This window comes from Kitasatospora sp. NPDC127121 (assembly GCF_042677305.1).
Taxonomy (GTDB): Bacteria; Actinomycetota; Actinomycetes; order Streptomycetales; family Streptomycetaceae; genus Kitasatospora.
The window spans coordinates 1-17,868 of the sequence record NZ_JBHXTQ010000124.1 but is presented as its reverse complement, the minus strand read 5'-3'; the positions used below and the strand labels follow the sequence as shown (position 1 = coordinate 17,868).

The window sequence follows — 17,868 nt, the reverse complement described above, 5'->3', positions numbered from 1 at the left end:
CAGGCCCATCCACCTGCGCCAACACTCTGCCAACACGGCGCGTGGCCCCGGCAGCGACACCGCCGGGACCACGCGAACGGGGCGTCAGCCGGCCCAGCGCCCGGGCGGGCTGCAGTCCGCGGGGAGGTGCTCCTCGCAGTAGTACGCGGTGGCCGGCTGGGCCGTCTTCCCGACCGGGTGGTTGGTGACCCGCCACTCCGGGGTCTCCTCGCACGGCTCCGTCCCCGGTTCCGAGCAGCCGATCCCCGGCTGCCCCTTCCCCGGCTTGTGGCCCTTGGGCTTCTGCTCGGCGATCCGGATGTAGCCGCGCGCTTCCTTGGCCGGGGTCCACGTCCACCGCCGGGCCGTGCCGATCTGCTCGGCCGACTCCGCCTCGATGCGCTGGGCCACCGCCACCAGGGCGTCCGGCTCCTCCAGGGCGAGTTCCAGGATCCGGGCGACCACCGCGTCCCGGGACAGCGTCATCCCGAGGCCCGCCGACAGCTGGCTCATCCAGTCGTCCAGGGAGGTCGTCAGGTGCTGCGGCACGGCCAGGCGCAGCGGGCCCGACTTCTTCCGGCTCTTCTCCTGGTCGCCGTTCCCGCCCGTGGTGTCCCGAATTCGGGACACCACGGCCTGGTGGGCGAGGCGGCGTACGGCCTCGGCGCGTTCCGGGCCCTGCTCGGGGAGGCCCTCGGCGGCGGTGAACTCCTCCACCGCCGCGTCCAGTAGCGCGGCGGTCAGCTTGCGGCCCTCCCCTACTTCCTTCACCGCGGCCTGGGCCCCGGCGAACAGCGCGACGGCCGACTCCTCGCCGCGCTGGTCGGCCTTGGCGACGGGGAGCAGGCGGGTGACGTGGCTGCCCGTCACGCCCCTGCCGCCCGTCTTCGGGGCGAGCAGCGCGGCGAGGCGGTAGCCCTCCATCAGCCGGTACGCCTGGGAGGTCGTCATTCCCCACCGGTCCGCCAGGTACGCGGCGAAGGTGGGGTGGGTGTCCCGGTGGTAGGAGCCCTTGGCGACGACGGCCAGCGCCTGCCCTGCCGCCCAGCCGGCGGCCTGGAACGTCTCGATGGCGGCCTCGGCGGCCGCGAGGTTCGCCCGCTCCATCGCCGACAGGTCCCCGGTGCCCTCCACCACGTCCGCGAGGTCGGGCAGGTCCTGGACGAGGGAGACGTGCGAGCGGTCCCGCCGGCCGAGGCCGTGCGTGGTGCGGTGGGCTGCTGCGGTCACGGGGTCGCTCCGATCTTCATGTTCCTGATCTCGGTCAGGACGCGGTCGTAGTGGGTCATCCGGGCCTTGACCGGCTTGCCCCAAGCCTTGTGGTACTTCCGGTGGGCGGGGATCTCGGTGGCCAGCACGGTGAAGCCCGTCCGCATCAGGTCGTCACGCACCTCCTGATTCCACTTCGGGTCCTGCGGGTCGGCCCGGTTGAGGGACACCACCGTCGGCAGCGGGCGGCCGAGATCACGACGGGCGTCCTCCAGGAACCGGTACGTGTCGATCGTGCGCGGCAGCTCGAAGGAGCTGGTGCTGGTCGGCACGACCACGACGTCCGCCAGCTCCAGGACCGACAGGACGATGTCCGCGTGGTCCTCCGCCTGCGGGCAATCGACCACGATGTCGTGCCCGGCCGGCACCAGCTCGGGGATGAGGATGTGGGCCTGCGGCCGGGCGACGTGGTGGACCGCGAAGGGGAACGGCGCCATCTCGTGCCAGTCCGCGGTCCCCCGGGACCGGTCGGCGTCGATCAGGGCTACCGGCGGGTCGTCGGGCCGTTCGTGGATCGCGCTGGCCAGCCAGCCGCCGGTCGTCGTCTTGCCCGACCCGGGTTTGTAGTTCACGAGGGCAATCAGCATGGGCGACACGCTAGCCCCGGCCCGTCGAACGTCCGCCGGGCAACGCCGAGACTGGTACCGTGCGGGGGCAATCAGCATGAACGGCCCCCGGTCCGCCGGGGGCCGTTCGCGTTTCCCGGACCGGCCGTGCCGGGGTGTGCCGGACCCCGTGCCGGAGCGTGCCGGTTGGCGGGCAATCTTGCTAGATTGCTCGCCAACCAGGCCCGACCTACCCCTTCAACGCCGACACCGGACCAGTCGACCAGCACCGCCAGACCGACCACACCCATCACCAGCCACCGATCAGCACCATCAGCAGACCCAGCATCAAAACAACCAGCAAAACCGGCAAACCAACCAAAACGACCAAACCAACCAGTCACATCAACCGACACACCAGAAGCCACAACACCTATCTACTGACACCTACAGCACTCCAGGTATCTTCGATACAGGATCATGGTCCGCCGGGGGCGGACGCGGGCGGGGAGGGGGTGGACCGGACATGGGGTGGGTGACGCCGATCCGGGCCCCCGAACAGGTGGACTACCGGCTGTCCCGCGACTGCGGGTGCGACGTCGACCGGGACGCCCAGGTCGAGTACCGGCTCGCCTCCGAGACCGATCTGCGGTGGATCGGCAGCGGTCTCGGCGAGGTCGGGCTGACCGCCGGCGGACCGGTCGACCCGGACGCCGCACGCGCCCTGATGGACGGCCGCGACCCGCGCACCGGGGCGCAGCTCGTCCAGCGCAAGCGCGTCCTGGACCCCCGCGGCAAGGTGGCCGCGCACGTCCTGGTGGACGCCGTCGCCGCGCTCGCCGAGGCGGACGGCGTCACCTCGGCCGAGTACCTCGGCGGCGGCCCACTCGCCGAGCGGCTGGCCCGTGCCGGGCGCGGCGTGCGCCGGGAGGGCGAGCGGCACCTGCTCCCGCTGGCCGACGCCGAGCGGATCGCCGCCGCGGCCGGCCTGGACGTCGAGGCGCTGTACGGCGCCGACGTCGTCGCCCAGGCTCGCCCGTGGGCGGGTCGGCACGTGGACGTCGGCCTGCGCGGCGTCGACCTCGTGCTGGACATCCCCAAGTCGATCTCGACGGCGTGGGCGCTGGCCCCTGACGACGTGGCGGCCGGGATCCAAGAGGAGTGGCACGCCGCCGTCTCCGAGGCCGTCACCGAGGCGCTGGAGCCGTGGACGGCGTACGGAATGGCCGGGCACCACGGTGACGGGCAGCAGGCCGAGCGGGTCGCCACGTCCGGCCTGCTCGGGTGGACGACGCTGCACCGGAGCGCGCGGCCGGTCGACGGCGCGGTCGGTGACCCGCACCTCCACACCCACGTCAACATCGCGCACATGGCCAAGGGCGCGGACGGGAAGTGGCGCACCATCGCGGCCGGCGCCGAGGACCTGCTGCGGCACGGCCACCTGGTGAACGAGATCGCCGAGGCCCGGCTCAGGCAGCGGTTGACCGCCCGGTTCGGGGCCCGTTGGGAGCGCTCCGCCACCACCGGCGCGTGGGAGCTCGCGGGCGTCAGCGAGCAGCTGCGCGACGCGTTCTCCCGCCGTCACCACCAGGTCGTCGCCGACGTCGGCGAGGGCGCCACCCGCGACCAGCAGAAGGCCGCCGCGCGGCGCACCGCGGAGAGCAAGCTCGACCCCGACCAGCAGACGGAGCGCACCGGTTGGCGGGCGCGCGCGGTGGCCACGATGGCCGGCGACCTCTCCGGCCTGGACGACGACGAGCGCCTGGTCGTGCTCGCCGAAGCGGGTGCGGCGGTCGACGCGATGGTGCGCGGCGCGCTGCCCGGCCCGGACGGCGCCACTCCCACGGCCGGAGGCCCGGACGGCCCGGTACTGCCGACACCCGAGCGGATCGCCTCCCAAATTTGGGACGACCTGGAACACGGGCTGGTCGCCTCGGAGAAGGTCGTCAGCCACACGCACGTCATGGCCGCGGTGGTGCAGGCGCTGCCGTACCTGGACAGCGTCGAGCAGCTCGCCGAGCTCGTGGACCAGGTGCTCGCGGTCGACGGCCACGCGGTGCGGCTGACCGACTCGAACCGCGCCCACCAGGTGCACCGTCAGCGCTACACGCACACCTCCGTCATCGAGGCGGAGTCGACCATCATCGAGTCGGCGGCGACCGGCTTGGGCCGGGGGCTGGCGCAGCTCACCCCGGAGGCCGCCGGGCTCACGATGGCGGTCGCCGAGGCCGCCAAGTCCACCCGCGACCGGCCGTTCGAGTTCAGCGCCGAGCAGCGCGCGGTGATCGTACGGCTGCTGACCGCCGGTCACGCCGTCGATGCCGTCGTCGGCGTCGCAGGGGCGGGCAAGACCACGCTCATGCAGGCGGCCAGGGCCGGGTGGGAGGCCGCCGGCCTTCGTGTGGTCGGCGCGTCCACTGCGGCTGTCGCGGCGGCGAATCTGGCGGCCGAGGCCGGGATCGACAGCAGGACGATCGCAGCGTGGACCCGGGACATCTCCGGCGGCCGCGGCCTCGACGGCGTCGGCGTCCTGGTCGTGGACGAGGGCGCGATGGTGGACGACCGGGCGCTGGCCGCGCTGCTGCGGCACGCCTCCACCACCGGCACCAAGGTCATCGGGTTGGGCGACCCGCTCCAGCTCCGCGCGGTCGGGATCGGCGGCGGCTTCGCCAGGATCCACCAGATCGTCGACGGGCTGACGCTCTCTGAGAACCGGCGCCAGGCCGACGAGGTCGAGCGTGCCGCGCTGCAGACATGGCGCGACGGCGGGCGCACCAGCGCGCTGGCGATCCTCGCCGGGCACGGGCACGTCCACGCCGTCGACACCGTCGACCAGGCCCACGAGGCGATGCTCGCCGCCTGGGACCGCGCCCGCAGCCGGTGGGCCGGTGACCCCCACGGCCAGGTCCACGAGTTGCTGCTGCTGGCCGCCCGACGGGCCGACGTCGCGCAGCTCAACGCCGGGGCCCGCGCGCTGCGCGTGGCCGCCGGTGAACTGACCGGCGGCCAGCTGTTCCGCGCCCCGGAGGACGGCGGCCGCGTCGAGTTCGCCCCGGGCGACCTCGTCCACGTGCGCCAGAACGACTACCGGTCCCGCCGCGGCGGGACCGAGCCGGACGTGCTGAACGGCTTCCGGGGCATCGCCCTCGACGTCGACGCGCGGCGCGGGGTGCTGGTCGAGTGGCGCCGCCCCGACAGCGCCAGCGGCCACCGCACCGACCGGGCATGGATGAGCCCGCGCGACGTCGCCGAGGGCCGGCTCACCCACGGGTACGCGATGACGATCGGCTCCGCACAGGGTCTGACCAGCACGGTGACGATCGCCTCCGGGCGGGGCGCCGACGCCCACAGCCTCTACCCCGCGCTCTCCCGCGCCCGCCAGGAGACCCACCTCGTCCTGCCGCTCGCCGAGCTGGAGGACGACGTCACCCGGATCACGCTGGGCCAGCCCCGGACCGAAGCCGAGCGCCTGGACCGCGCCGTCGCGGCGTACGGCCGGCAGCTGGAGGGCGGCCGCGAGGACGTCATGGTCGTGGACGAGCTCGCCGCCGCCGAGCGGGGCGTGCCGGTGGCCGTGCCGGTCCCTGACCAGCACCGGCACGCCTCCGGCGAGGTCCCGGCACAGCGTCAGGAGCCGCCGGTGGTCGAGCAGCCGGACGGCTTCCGCACCGGCCGCGTAGTGGCGCCGGAGCCGGTCGAGCAGCCCGCCGAGACGCCCGGCCGACAGCCGACTTCGGAGGAGATCCGCCGGGCACTGGCCGAGCTGGACGCCCGTCTCGAAGAGGTCCGGCAGGCTCAGCAGATCCCCGGTTGGCGCGAACGCCCGTACGGCAGGGTGGCCACGAACTCCCTGCTGCCGCGCGCCGAGAAGGCCGAGGCCGAGGCCTCGCAGGCCCGCGCCACCGCGTACGGGCTCGACGTCCAGGCCGAGCGCCTCGCCGCCGTCCTGGGCACCGACCAGTCCCCCGGTCGCCTGCGCGTCGCGAAGACCAGCGGCCACCTCGACGCCGCCGAGCAGCTGCTCGGCCAGGCCGACGCCGCCGTCAAGGCCGCCGCCGACATTGACTCCCGGATCGGCGAGCTGTACGCCACGAACCGGGAGGAGCTGCTGGCCGAGCGCCGGATCCGCGAGCGCGCCGCCCTGCGGCGCAGCGCGGTCTTCATGCAGCGCGGAGGCATGTTGGAGGCCGCCGACGCGCTGCGCGAGCGGGCCGACCAGCGTGTCACCCAGATCCAGACCCTGCGGCAGGAGGCCCTCGACCTACGCGGCCAGAGCGAGGAGCTGCGGCGCCGGGCACGGGCCGAGGTCGACTCGGCGGACGGCGGCATGTACGGGGATGTCGAGCGGCGCATCGCCCAACAGCGGGCCGCGCTGCCGGAGATGGCCGAGCGCCTGGACCAGCGCGACCTGCGCGAGCACCAGCGGCTGGTGACCCAGGCCGGAGTCCAGCGGCGCAGCGCGGAGGAGCTGGACCAGCGTGGGGCCGGCCTGCGCGAGGAGGCGGGGATCCGCGAGCGGCTGCCCGCCGGACGCCGCACCACCGAGGCCGTCGAGCGCACCACCGCGATTCGCGAGGCCAACGCCCGGCGGGCCGCCGAGCAGGCCGCGGCCGCCGAACGGCAGCGCCAGCACGAGCAGTACTCGTACCGGTACGAGCCGCCCACTCAGGGCCGGTCTGGCCCGAGCATCGGCCGCTGACCAGCACCGACACGGGCCGTGCCGGTCCGACCGGCACGGCGGCACACTGCCGTGCCGGTCTCGAACTCGGGGGCCGGGCTTAGGCGGGTAATCTTGCAAGATTGGTCGCCTAAGCCCGGCCCCCGAGTTCGGGGAGACCGGGGACGAGTCAGGTGCGAGGGGCCTTCAACTCGCTGATCAGGTCACGTACGTGGTCGGCCTGAGCAGTGAGGCGTTCGGCGTCGAAGCGGCGTTGCTTGGCGGTGCTCACCCACCACGTGGCCCTCTTCTCGGCCTCGGCCGCTTCCTCGGCCCGGTCGGCGGCTTCGGCTTTCTGCTGTTCGGTCCGGGCTTCCTCGGCCCGTCGGTCGGCGTAGGTGGCCTCGCGCTCGGCTCGGGCGGCGGCACCGCGCAGCCGGGTGTGCTCGCGGCGGGCGCGCTTGGGGGCTTCGGCCAGAGCGCGGTCGAGGGCGGCGCGCACGATGTCGCCGGCGGTGACGACCTGGGCTCGGAGCTCGGCCCGCTGGGCGATCGCGTCGGCGTCCGGCCGGGGGGCGAGGGCGGCGCCCATCGCGGCGAGCATGGTCACCCCGCCGTGCTGGCGGGTGGACTCCTTCATGATCGCCTCGGGGCCGTCGCCCCACAGGTCGGCCCACTCCTGGAGCTGCTTCTCGATCTCAGCGTTGTGCCAGTAGCAGCCGCGCCGCAGTTGCTCGCCGACCTCGTGCGGGAGCCGGAGGCCGAGCCTGCCGAGGAACTTGGTCTCGCCCTCGTCGTGCTGGGCCTCGTAGCGGGACGGGTCCGTTCCCCAGCGGCGGCCGGCGGCCAGGGCCCCCCGCGGAATCGGCGGCCAGTCATGGTCCCAGCCCCGGGCGGCGAGCTCGGCCCGGACCCCGGGTACCAGGAGCCAGTCCTTGCTGCCGGCGAGGTGACCGGCCTCCCGCTGCTCGGCCAGGGCCTCCCGGGTCGCGCGCCGGGCCCGCGCGAGCTCACCGGCGCGCAGCCCGATGTGGCCCTCGCGCTGCTCGGCGAGCCAAGCCCGTTCCTCACCCGCCGCCATGTCGGCCACCAGGTCGAGGAGTTGGAGCCGCTCCTCCCGCACCGCCACCGTGTACTGCACCGTCGGTCCCATGCTGGCAATCATGGCAGAGGGGCGGTCAATCTTGCGAGATTGCCCGCTCATCCGGCGCTGCCCCGGCGAGCAGCAGCGCCTAGGGTCAGCCAGCTGTCTGGTCGGCGTCGTCGGCCGGCACCGGGCGGACGCTGAGCGGTCGGCGGCCGGTCCGCGCGGGGCGTGCCGGGTCGACCGGCACGGGCGGCACGGGGTGTGCCGGTGCGGCGAGGGCGGCGAGTTCAGCAGCGGTGAGGCCGGGGCGGTGCGGCTCGGTGTCGGCGGCGTCCTGGTGGTCGCGGTCGAAGCCTGGGCCGAGGGGTCGGCGGGTCATGCGGTGGCGTCCTTCCTGGGGGTGAGGGTGATCTGGTCACGGACGGGAAGTCCGGCGGCGCGGCGTGCGGCGCGTTCGGGCAGGACCCAGTCGCGCGGGGCGACGCCGAGCGTGTGTTGGGCGGCGTCGAGTTCGGTGATGGTCGCGGTGGACGCGCGGCGCTTGGGCGAGCGGGGTGCGACGGGCATGGGTGCGCCGTCGACGGTGTGGGGCAGCCAGAAGTCGACGCCGAAGGTGAGGCCCCAGCCGGTCAGCAGCTCGGTGACGGCGGCCTGGGCGCCGGGCAGGCCGCCGTCGTTCTCGTCCCAGCCGACCTTCACGGCGGCCTTGAGTCGGCCTCGGCGGCCGGGGACGGCGCGGATCGCTGCGGCGATCGGCTCGTTCCTGACCTGGTACATCGTCTTCTTCTCGGGGGCGGTGTCCTCCGATGTGACGATCTCCTGGTCGTCCTTCTCGTTGACGCTCGTGAGTTCGGCGAGGCGGGCCTTGATCTCCCCGCCCCAGGTGAGCATGCGGTGGCCCTTGGTGGCCCGTTCGTACTCCTGCCAGCATTTGACCTCAGCGTATTCGCTGGTCAGACGGCTTTTCAGGTCGGCGAGGCGCTGTTCGGCGGCCTCGATGCGGGCGAGCAGCGCGGGGCCGGCTTCGCCGTTGTCGGCGGCGATGGCCTCGCGGTCGGCGGCCCCGTGGGCGCGGGCGAGAGTGCGGTCAGCCTTGCGGATCTCCCGGCGTACCGGCGCGGACTCCTCCAGGGCCCGGCGGAGGATCTCGAAGGGCGTGCGGCCCTGACGCTGGGCAGCCTTCATGTCGCCGCGCAGCAGCTCGTTGCCGAGCGACTTCTCGACGGACTTGCCCTTGGCGATCTCCTTGGGCGTCAGGTCCTTGTCCTGCACCTTGACCAGGTACTTTGCAAGGTCGCCGAAGCCCTTCTTGGTGCGCCTGGCGGGGTCGACCTTGACGCCGTGCTTGCGGCTGGGGACGCCGAGCTTGACCTTCTTGGCGAGCTTGGCCCACTGCTCGTACAGCTCGGCCTCCATGTGCCGGGCCTGCTCCTCGGAGACCGGCTCCTCGGTCCACAGGACGGCGTGGATGTGGGTGTGCCAGGAGTTCGCCCAGTTGTGCGTCATCTCGATCGCGCGGGCGAAGCCAACGACGCCGTGGCGGGCGCGGAAGCCGTTTGGGCCCTTCCACCAGCGGCTTTGCTGGAGTTTCTTCCAGGCCAGGGTGGTCCGTTCCATCTGGATGTCGAGCTTGGCCCCGTTCCAGTGCCGGGTGGTGAAGGTGGCCATCGCGATGCCGTGGCCAGCCTCGAACCAGGCCGCGGCGTACCGCTCGACGTCGGCGGCGCGCTGGGCGCGGACGATCGGCGCACACTCCGGGCAAGACCAGACCGACCCGCAGCGGAAGAAGCCGGCGAACCCGCCCTCGCCGTCCGGGGTGTAGGTGATCTCGACGGCCCCGGCGATCGGCTTCACCCCGCACTTCGGCAGGGAGGGCAGGGTGGTGATGTCCCGTGCGTCGTCCAGCTGCCGCATCCGGGCCTGCTTGCGGTCGCCGCGCAACTCAAACCGGCGCTCCCATTTCGCCAGGTCAGCGCGGGTTTCCGGTGCGTCAGCGGCAACTCTGCTCTCTGTGTTCCTAGACGGCCCGTCGGGGGTGGTTTCTGCACTGCCGTCACAGGCGGCAGAGAGGGCCGCTGACGCCTCGCCAGCGGTCAGGACCGGTCCGGTGGCGGTGCCCGCCCGGACGGCGCGCAGGCGGGCCTTGAAGGCCGCGTGGGCCTCGGCCGGGTCGGCGGGGGCGTCGATCTTGGGGGCGTTGGCCTCCCACTGCTCGATCCACTCGCGGGCGGCGGCGAGGGTGCCGGGGTGGGCGGCGCGCCGACTGGCCTTGGAGCGGGGGCGCCCGCCCTTCGGGGTGCGGCGGCGCTCGGTCAGACACGCGGTCGGCGTCCAGGCGTGCGAATGGCCACCGGCGGCCGGGCGCTCGACCGTCGAAGCGGGAGCGGCATTCGGGCCGGTGGCCTGCGGATTCTGTTGTGTTGTTGCGCGGATGCCGGAGGCACCCGTTACCATCGGGTCCAAGGGATCAGGTTTCTGGTGAAGACGCCGGGAAGCGAACTTTTAAGGGACCTGATCCACTAGAGAGGTCGGGGTGTAGGAGCCCCGGCCTTTCGCGTTTCAGGCCTTTGACGACCGATCATGCCCTAGTTCTGCGCTGAATGTGGCGTCCGGCGCGAAAGCGCGGGATGTGATCTGGGAGACGATCAGGGCCGGTCCGCCGTGGCGGACCGGCCCTTCGTGCTGTCAGGGGGCCGTGCCGGGTGGTGTGCCGGGCGTGCCGGGGACCGTGCCGCCCTGGTGGGTGGTCACCGGGTGCCTTCGCGGTGGGCCTTGTGGAGCACCAGGTCCACGCAGGCCCCGGGCAGGTCGGTGACCCAGTCGGAGTCATCGATGGTGAAGCCGTGCAGGCCGATGGAGAGCAGCACGCTCTCCAGGAGGTGCATGGCGTCGGCCCGCTGCTGGGGAGTGAGCGGGCCTCCCCCGCGCTGGATGGCGTTGATCCGGTCGGCGGTGGTGCGGCCCTTGGCGTCGGTGTAGGCCGGGTTGTAGGCGGTGGTCGGGTCAGTCATGGTCGGGCTTCTCCTCTGGTCGGGAAGTGGGGCCGATCGCCTGGGCCGGGCGCCGGCCTTTCGGCGGGCGCCCGGCGGCGGGTGGTTCAGTCCTCCAGGTCGACGTGGTACTCGCCGACCCGGGCCGCGTCGGCGAGCGCCTGGTGGTCGCGCGCCGAGGCGAGGAGTTCCTCGCGGGCGGGGCCGGTGGCGGTCTCGGCGGCCCGCTCGTACGCGGCCGCGTCCTCCAGGTGCTGGCGGACGACGTCACTGCGCTTCATGGTCAGCCCTCCAGGGTGATGGGCGCGTCGGCCTCGGTGACGCGCTTCCAGGCGGCGCGGAGCCGCTCGCCGCCGCCGACATAGCCGAGCTCGCGGAAGCGACTCTCCATCTCGCGGTAGCTGCGGGGCGGGTTGGTCTCCGCCCGGATCATGAGCACGACCATGTCGAGCTCGATGTCGGCGAGCTGCACACCGGGCTGCGGGACAGGCTGCGGCTGGGGGGCCTGCTCGTCCGTGTCGGCCGTGTCGGCGCCCGTGCCGGTCCCCGTGTCGACCGTGTCGAAGGGCAGCTGACCAGGGATCTCCTCCCGAACGGGCCCCGGCACGGGCCTCGGCTCCGGGACGACCTGGTCGACGGGCGCCAGCGCCTCGGTTCGGGCCGGGGTCGGCGCCGGGGCGAGGATCGCGGGCGCGGCCGGCGGCGCGGCGAAGACCGGCTGCGGCCCGGCCGGGGCGGTGGTCCGACCGTAGAGCCCGTCGAGGGCGCGGAGCGCGGAGGCGGTGGTGCGATCGGCGTAGCCCTCGGTCAGCGCGGTGGTGGTGAGGCGGGAGTCGCCGCGGCTGAGGCGCTCGGCGAGCTTCCAGGCCTCCGCCGTCGACTCCTTGCGGGTGGACTCGTCCGGGTGGTGCTCGGCGCGGGCCGTGTGGAACTCGATTCGGCGCAGGAGCTCACCGGTGCGGCGGTCGGCCTCGGCATCGTGGCCGGTGCGGTGGACGACGATCGAGCGGGCGACGTACCCGGCCAGCTCGGCGGCGGCGGTCATGGCCAGCGGGGTCACGGCGTAGACGACGCGGTGGGCACCGTCCTTGGCAAGGTAGATGCCGACCGCCGACCCGAGCACCGGCATGAGCCACAGGCCCACGCGGAACGGCCACGGGTAGGGCCTGGAGATCATGGTCAGGGCGACCAGGGTCAGGCCCAGGAGGCCGACGACGCCCTCGCCCGACGCGACCAGGCCGACGGCCATGTAGCCGTCCCCGAGCGCCTTCGTCATGTTGTGGTAGGTCGCCCAGCCGCCGGCGACGCCGACGGCGGCCATCGCGATGAAGATCAGCGCGAGGAGCGCGGCGGCCCCTCCACCGACGGTGCGCCGGGTGTCCGGCACGGCCGTGTCGGCCGTGCCGGTTCGGGCGTTGGTGCTGGTCAGGGGGTCCGGCACGATGTGCCGAACCTCCGGGGCATACTCAGTCTTGTGGAACACGGGTACCTCCGTGGATCACTGGTTGGTTGGGCCGCTCCGGACAGCACTCCGGAGCGGCCTTTCTATATGGGGCGGGTCAGAGCTCGTAGTCGTAGACCGACACGCGCCCCGGCCCCGACACGGACACGCCGTACTCGATGACGACCTGGTCACCGGTCCGCAGGATGGTGCTCGCTTCCTTCACGGCCGCCGGGAGCGAGAGACCGAGCGCGAGCGCATCGGCCTCAGTGGCCAGACGGACGTCGATAGCGTCCCGGCCGACCACCGCGCGCTGGCCGGTCACCTCCTCCAGGTAGCCCCAGCTGCCCTTGACGATCCGCTCAGGAACGAGCAGCAACGGGGCCTGCTCGGCGAGGGCACCGTCGTACCAGCTGGTGCTCGCCGACAAGGGCTTGTGGTCGCGGGAGTACGTGATGCGCAGACGGCGGATGGCCTGCGCCCCGGGCTCGATCCCGAGCACTTCGGCGACGTCGGCCGGAGCCTCCGTCAGCTCAGCGGCGACGATCCGGGCGTACTCGCCGGTGTCGCCGTAGATCTTGCCCGTCTTGCGGGTGGACACCGCCCGGTCCATGCCACTGCGGTGCAGGGGCTTGGGGCTGCCCTTCACCCGGGCGACCTGGCCGGGTCGGGTCTCGATCAGCTTCTCGGCGGCCAGCGTGTTGATGGCGCGTTGTGCAGTCGGCCGGCTGACGCCCCAGTCGCGGGCCAGCTCGGTGGCGGACGGGAGCGGGTCGCCCGGGGCCAGGGCGCCACTGTCGATCTGTTCCCGCAGGTGAGTGACCACCTGCTGGTAGGCGGGGGCCGGGCGTTCGATCTCGGGCACGTCGTTTCCTCCTCATGGTGACGGGTGGTCACCACCTTAGCTAGCCGCTTGCCATGTAACCACCTGGCTTATCAGGTTGTCCATGCCTGACAGGTGTGTTGACAGGTAGTCAGGTGCTCGTGCAGAGTGATCCTGCGACTCCGGAGAGACACCGAAGCGATTCACCGCTTCCGAGACTCTGACCTCGGTCTTTCCGGATTTGCATGGCTCCGCTCTCGCTGTGCCGCAGCGAGGCACCTGTAAAAGCGAAGAGCCGCCCAGCTCTGACCCTGGGCGGCTCCCGCGCAGATCCCAGGAAGGTGGGAACGCGCATGAACAGGATCGCACCGCCCCCGAAGGTGCCGCCGATCACCCCCGAGGACATCGTCCGCGCCACCGCCAGCGCCGCCCGCCTGATCGGCGTGCTGGTCGACGGCACGAAGGGCGGCCCCCGGTGAACGCCACCACGAAGACGCTGGCGGTGCTCGGCACCGTCACCCCCGAGGGCGTGGGCTACCGGGTGGTCGAGCCGATCACCGTGACGGAGTTCCAGACGCTGATCCGCGAGAAGTGGTGCGGCCGGGTCCAGGTCACCGATGGCCTGCGCGGCCTGGCCCGGTTCACCGCGCTCTGCGAGATCGACGGCGACTCGGTCCTCATCACCGGCGAGATCGAGCCGGACGGCGGTGACCTCTGATGTTCCGCCGCTCCGAGTCGAAGCCCACCAGCCGCACCGACACCCCCGACCACATCGACTCCACCACCGGCCGCACCTGGACCGGCGCCGACTACGACGAGGCCAGGGCCAACGGCCGCGTGGTCTACGCCCCGCGCACCGACCACAGCAACGACCAGCTCGGCCGCTCCTCCTGACCCGCCGTCCCGGGCCCGGCTCCGGCCGGGCCCCCTACCTGCCGTCGGAGGCAGACGTGATCTACATCGTGCTGCTGCTGATCCTGGTTGACGCCGGGCTCGGCCTGTGGGGCCTGCGTGAGCTGGCCCGCCGGGGGTGGTTCCGGTGACCGTCCCCCCACCCCCGCCCCAGCCGCCCACCGTCGGCATGCCGGGCTCCGACCCGGAGCCGGTGGCCGAGTGGTGGCGCAAGGACGGCCCGCGCATCCCGGCCCCGGTCCACCCGGAGCCTCCCGTTCACACCCCGGTCCCGGTCAGCGCCGGCGGCCCGGCCACCCCGGCCTCGATGGAGGAGACCGCCGCCGCGTTCTGGGCGCCGGTCGGCCGGATCCTGGCCGAGCAGGTCCCCGCCATGGCCGCGCAGATCGGCCAGCAGGTCACCCAGCTCATGACCGAGACCGAGGCTCAGCGGTCGGCCCGCGAGCAGGTCGCGTACGAGGCCCGGATCGCCGCCGAGCGCGCCGAGCGTGACGCCCTCTTCGCCGCGGCGGGGGAGAGCGACGCCCAGCGCGCCGAGCGCCACCGCGTCGAGGACGTCCTCACCACTGGCCACCGCCGCGACGACCTCGTCGGCATGGTCGACCTGCTCGCGTCCCGGATCAACGAGGCCCCCGAGGAGCGGGCCGCCCGCCTGGAGACCGAGCGCGAGCTCGACAAGCAGCGGCGCCGCGCCCGGGAGGACGCCGAGCTGGCCGCAGCCGGGGAGACCCCGGAGCAGCGCACCAAGCGGCACCGTCAGCAGCGACTCGCCGACAAGCGCGAGGCCGCCACCAAGGCCCGGCGCCAGCGCCGCCGCGCCGCCCGCACCGCCAGCCCTTCCGACCGGGTCCTCCGGTTCCGGCGCTGGTGCGTGCTCACCGCGATCTCGGCGGTGGGCGGCTACGCGACCGGCCTCGTCCAGATCACCACCCCGGGCGGCCCCATGGTCGGCGCGCTGCTGGCGCTCTTCGGCTGGGGGCTCGACACCCACCTGCGGGACCGGGGACGACTGCGCGTGAGCGAGGTCCGCGGCGCCCGGCCGCTCGTCCTCCTGGTCCTCGTGCGCATCCCGGTCGCCTCCGGCCTGGCCGTCGCCTGCGGCCTCGCCCCCCTCCTGGCCGCCACCGGCCACCAGCTCCACATCTACTGACAGAGGAGTCACCACCATGTTCGGAGCCATCGGGTCCGGCGGCATGATCCTGCTCATCATCGTCGCGCTGTTCATCCACAAGAAGGGCGGCGGCAAGCTCCAGCCGGTCAAGGACCACCACGTCATCTACTGGGGCGCGGCCCTCGGCCTGCTCGCCGCCAGCGCCGGGACGGCCCTCTCGCAGATCGGCACCGTGTCCACCAGCATCAGCGACTCGATCAACTCGCAGTCCGGCACCGTCGGCCCGGTCGGCGCCGGCGCCGTCGCGCTGATCCTGATCCTGATCGGGTTCGGCACCAAGCCGGGCATGGCCAAGGACCTGATCATCGGGGTGGCGCTGCCCGGCGCGCTGTCGACCGCCGGGGGGCTGCTGGCCGTGCCGGTGACCGTCCTGGGTTCCCTGCTCCACGGGATCGGTGCCTGATGGACAACCACCTCGCAGAGTCGCTCGCCGTGCACGCCGAGGCCCTTGCGGCGTGGCGCGAGTGCCGTACCAAGGCGCAGCAGATCGAGGACCCCGAAGAGCGCGCGGCCGCACTCGCCGACCTCGCCACCCGACGGCCGGTCCACCCCTACTTCGGCGGCCTCTCCCTCACCGCGCTCCGCCGGGGCAACCGCCGCATGCTGGCCCCGGTCCGGGCCCGGCACGCCGACGCCAAGGCCGAGCACGCCGAGACCCTCGCTGCGTGGAAGAAGCGACACAGCACGGCCCAGCAGATCGAGGACCCGGAGAAGCGCGACGCGGCACTCGACGCGCTCAAGCGCGAGCGGCCGACCCACCCCGTCCTGGTCGCCACCGGGTGCGCGGTCGTCGCCGCGGTGGTGCTGGCCGGCATCCCCGCCGTCCGCCACTACGCCGGAGTCGTCGTCACCAGCGGCCTCACCCTGTGGGTGATCGTCGCCCTGATCCTGGGCAACACCACCGCCCCGGAGAAGACCCCTAAGGCCCTCACCGAGAAGGTCGCCGACGCCCCGGCGGACGACGCCGACGAGGACCAGGAGGAGGAGCCCGAGACCACCGTCCCGACCCCCGCCGAGACCCACCTTCTGACAGCCTCTCTCGCGGCCGGTGGCACGTCCGTTCTCCTCACCCGGCTGGCCATCGATCTGGCCGCCTCCCACCCCTCCTGGGAGCCCTCCACCAAGGCCGTCCGGACCCTCCTTTCCGAGGCCGGTATCCGGGTCCGCGACGGGGTCCGCACCCCGGACGGCAACGGCCCCGGCGTCCACCACGAGGACGTGCCCCCGCTCCCCTCCCCTTCCGAGAGCGCCCCGCTCCCCGGCGTTGTTGCCAACGTTGGCGCAGGTCAGAGTGCCAACGCCAACGCCAACAACACCATCGAAGCCCCCGCCCAAGAGGGGTTCATCACCGTGCCCCACCCCACCGAACCGAACCGGACGATCGTCGTCCACGCCGCCTGATCCACCGACACGAGAGGCACCGCCATGACCGAGCAGCGCTGGCCCGACAAGGTCATCCCGGACTTCACCATGGAGGAGCTGTGCGCCGCGATCGAGCGGCACAAGGACGACCCCGACCCCGTCACCCAGGGCCTCGTCCGCAGCTGCTGGCGTGAGTGGGAGCGCCGCCACGGACTCGCCGAGGACGAGGTCTGACCCCACCCCCACGCGCCCTACCGGAGCCCCCGTCAGCACCCGCTGGCGGGGGCTCGGTCATGCCCGTCAGAGGTGATCCTGCCCCGATCCGGCCCCGCGCCCCGGCCCGGTCTGCCACCCTCGGAACGATCACTACCGAGAGGACCAGACGATGAGCTGGCGCTACCTGTGCGGCGCCTGTCGCACCGTCACCGAGCACAGCCACGTGGGCGAGGCCTACGTCGCGCAGCGCGAGCACATCGCGGCCGTCCACCACGGCCGAACCCCCGAAGGCGACGAAGTCCGCCCCCTCACCGACGAGGAACTCGGCTACGGCGGCGGGCCCCCACTCCCCTCCCCCGCCTACCGGCCCCACCACGAGAAGCCCGGCCAACCGCCCAGCCAGGGCGGCCCCTTCCTCGCCCTGATGATCGTGCTCGTCCTCATCGGGTGGGGCCTCTACAGCCTGCTGCCCCGCTGACCGAGGGCGCGCCGGTACCCGTCACGGCGCCTCCGGCGGGCCATCCGCCCGAGGGAGGGGGTGCCTGCGTGATCTTGGACCTGACCGCCGGGTGGGTGGTGCGGGCCAGAGCACTGCGGGCTCCCCCGGCAGACGCCTCCGAACCCTGCCACCCCCAACCGGGGCGCTCCCGACCAAGCCCGGGCGACAACTTCCGCCGGCCCCGCGCCCGGGGGGCGCAGAACCGCCAGAACTTCCCGCCCGGGTCGACCGCCTGGCGGCGGCCGAGTCGCTCGACCCCGGCCGGGCGCGGCCACCACCGCGAGCCGTCCACCGGGGGAGCCCGCAGGCCCCGACCCGTGAGGTCAAGGACGATGGCCGGGCGCCGGCGAAAACGCGAGGGCCGGGCGGTGGCGGGCAATCTTGCGAGATTACCCGCCGATCCGGCGGACCGGTCAGACCAGGACGAGGCCGGGTCGCTGGCCGCCGTCGTCTTCACCGGCGACGTCCTGGTCGTCGTCGACGTCGTCCGACGCGGTGCGGATGACGTCGTCCTCGTCGTTGATCACGTCGAACAGCCGGCGCCCGTACGCCTCGGTCGCCGGGCTGCCCATCCACTCTTCACCGAGCGCGGCGACCCGCCCTGCTTCCTCCATCAGCTCCAGGTAGGCCGCGGCCAGTTCCCGGACGCCGGCGGTGTGGGTGTACTGGTCGTCTCGGATCCTCTTCGCGGATTCCTCGGATACGTAGGTCATGCCCTGCCCAACGACCGGCGCGGCCCGTCGACACGGCGGCACGGACCGGCACGGCCGACACACCGACCGGCACGGGCCCCGCTCCCCCGCTCCGGGACAGTGGCCGACTCAGGCCCATCCACCTGCGCCAACACTCTGCCAACACGGCGCGTGGCCCCGGCAGCGACACCGCCGGGACCACGCGAACGGGGCGTCAGCCGGCCC

Annotated in this window: 19 protein-coding genes; 9 read left to right on the top strand and 10 right to left on the bottom strand. The window is 73.3% G+C overall.

Translation table 11 applies throughout. The features are described 5' to 3' along the window. Window positions 1-84: 84 nt before the first annotated feature. Both ACFVHI_RS35560 and ACFVHI_RS35555 read right to left on the bottom strand, forming a co-directional pair. Complete coding sequence (locus ACFVHI_RS35560; RefSeq protein WP_380346107.1) at window positions 85-1,209, bottom strand: hypothetical protein; 1,125 nt, start codon at window positions 1,207-1,209, stop codon at window positions 85-87. Beyond that, window positions 1,206-1,835: a hypothetical protein gene (locus tag ACFVHI_RS35555; RefSeq protein ID WP_380346105.1), complete on the bottom strand. Its 630-nt coding sequence runs from the start codon at window positions 1,833-1,835 to the stop codon at window positions 1,206-1,208. The genes ACFVHI_RS35560 and ACFVHI_RS35555 overlap by 4 nt, the downstream gene beginning before the upstream one ends. A gap of 484 nt (window positions 1,836-2,319) precedes the next feature. On the opposite strand from ACFVHI_RS35555, the gene mobF reads away from it, so the two are divergent. Then, window positions 2,320-6,492, top strand: a complete 4,173-nt coding sequence (gene mobF, locus ACFVHI_RS35550; protein WP_380346103.1) for a MobF family relaxase — start codon at window positions 2,320-2,322, stop codon at window positions 6,490-6,492. Window positions 6,493-6,640: 148 nt separating this feature from the next. Here mobF and ACFVHI_RS35545 read toward each other — a convergent pair whose 3' ends face one another. The 7 genes from ACFVHI_RS35545 to ACFVHI_RS35515 form a co-directional block, all read right to left on the bottom strand. Beyond that, window positions 6,641-7,603, bottom strand: coding sequence for a hypothetical protein (locus ACFVHI_RS35545; RefSeq protein ID WP_380346101.1), 963 nt, complete (start codon window positions 7,601-7,603; stop codon window positions 6,641-6,643). Window positions 7,604-7,688: 85 nt separating this feature from the next. Further along, window positions 7,689-7,916, bottom strand: a complete 228-nt coding sequence (locus tag ACFVHI_RS35540; protein WP_380346099.1) for a hypothetical protein — start codon at window positions 7,914-7,916, stop codon at window positions 7,689-7,691. Beyond that, a complete protein-coding gene (locus ACFVHI_RS35535) occupies window positions 7,913-9,991 on the bottom strand; it encodes a protein rep (protein ID WP_380346109.1) in 2,079 nt (692 codons plus the stop codon). Before ACFVHI_RS35535 ends, ACFVHI_RS35540 begins: the two co-directional genes overlap by 4 nt. 293 nt (window positions 9,992-10,284) lie before the next feature. Next, window positions 10,285-10,548 carry a hypothetical protein gene (locus ACFVHI_RS35530; RefSeq protein ID WP_380346097.1) on the bottom strand — a complete coding sequence of 88 codons (264 nt, stop codon included), beginning with the start codon at window positions 10,546-10,548 and terminating at the stop codon, window positions 10,285-10,287. A gap of 86 nt (window positions 10,549-10,634) precedes the next feature. Then, window positions 10,635-10,808 (bottom strand): hypothetical protein, encoded by a 174-nt coding sequence (locus ACFVHI_RS35525; RefSeq protein ID WP_380346095.1) that lies wholly within the window; start codon window positions 10,806-10,808, stop codon window positions 10,635-10,637. Between the two features lie 2 nt (window positions 10,809-10,810). Continuing rightward, window positions 10,811-11,968 carry a hypothetical protein gene (locus ACFVHI_RS35520; RefSeq protein ID WP_380346093.1) on the bottom strand — a complete coding sequence of 386 codons (1,158 nt, stop codon included), beginning with the start codon at window positions 11,966-11,968 and terminating at the stop codon, window positions 10,811-10,813. Between the two features lie 118 nt (window positions 11,969-12,086). Further along, window positions 12,087-12,833 carry a GntR family transcriptional regulator gene (locus tag ACFVHI_RS35515; protein WP_380346091.1) on the bottom strand — a complete coding sequence of 249 codons (747 nt, stop codon included), beginning with the start codon at window positions 12,831-12,833 and terminating at the stop codon, window positions 12,087-12,089. A 311-nt stretch (window positions 12,834-13,144) separates the two neighbouring features. On the opposite strand from ACFVHI_RS35515, the gene ACFVHI_RS35510 reads away from it, so the two are divergent. From ACFVHI_RS35510 to ACFVHI_RS35475, 8 genes are all read left to right on the top strand, one after another. Beyond that, window positions 13,145-13,270, top strand: a complete 126-nt coding sequence (locus tag ACFVHI_RS35510; protein WP_380346089.1) for a hypothetical protein — start codon at window positions 13,145-13,147, stop codon at window positions 13,268-13,270. After that, entirely contained in the window at window positions 13,267-13,509 is a 243-nt protein-coding gene (locus ACFVHI_RS35505; protein WP_380346087.1) for a hypothetical protein, read from the top strand. Before ACFVHI_RS35510 ends, ACFVHI_RS35505 begins: the two co-directional genes overlap by 4 nt. After that, window positions 13,509-13,685 (top strand): hypothetical protein, encoded by a 177-nt coding sequence (locus tag ACFVHI_RS35500; RefSeq protein ID WP_380346085.1) that lies wholly within the window; start codon window positions 13,509-13,511, stop codon window positions 13,683-13,685. The genes ACFVHI_RS35505 and ACFVHI_RS35500 overlap by 1 nt, the downstream gene beginning before the upstream one ends. Before the next feature lie 145 nt (window positions 13,686-13,830). Continuing rightward, a complete protein-coding gene (locus ACFVHI_RS35495) occupies window positions 13,831-14,853 on the top strand; it encodes a hypothetical protein (protein ID WP_380346083.1) in 1,023 nt (340 codons plus the stop codon). A 16-nt stretch (window positions 14,854-14,869) separates the two neighbouring features. Next, complete coding sequence (locus ACFVHI_RS35490) at window positions 14,870-15,277, top strand: hypothetical protein (protein ID WP_380346081.1); 408 nt, start codon at window positions 14,870-14,872, stop codon at window positions 15,275-15,277. Further along, entirely contained in the window at window positions 15,277-16,275 is a 999-nt protein-coding gene (locus ACFVHI_RS35485; RefSeq protein WP_380346079.1) for a hypothetical protein, read from the top strand. Before ACFVHI_RS35490 ends, ACFVHI_RS35485 begins: the two co-directional genes overlap by 1 nt. A gap of 24 nt (window positions 16,276-16,299) precedes the next feature. Then, entirely contained in the window at window positions 16,300-16,470 is a 171-nt protein-coding gene (locus tag ACFVHI_RS35480; protein ID WP_380346077.1) for a hypothetical protein, read from the top strand. A 151-nt stretch (window positions 16,471-16,621) separates the two neighbouring features. Next, window positions 16,622-16,930: a hypothetical protein gene (locus ACFVHI_RS35475; protein ID WP_380346075.1), complete on the top strand. Its 309-nt coding sequence runs from the start codon at window positions 16,622-16,624 to the stop codon at window positions 16,928-16,930. A 434-nt stretch (window positions 16,931-17,364) separates the two neighbouring features. Here the strand turns inward: ACFVHI_RS35475 and ACFVHI_RS35470 are convergent, their stop codons facing one another. Further along, window positions 17,365-17,664 (bottom strand): hypothetical protein, encoded by a 300-nt coding sequence (locus tag ACFVHI_RS35470; RefSeq protein ID WP_380346073.1) that lies wholly within the window; start codon window positions 17,662-17,664, stop codon window positions 17,365-17,367. Between the last annotated feature and the right edge of the window lie 204 nt (window positions 17,665-17,868).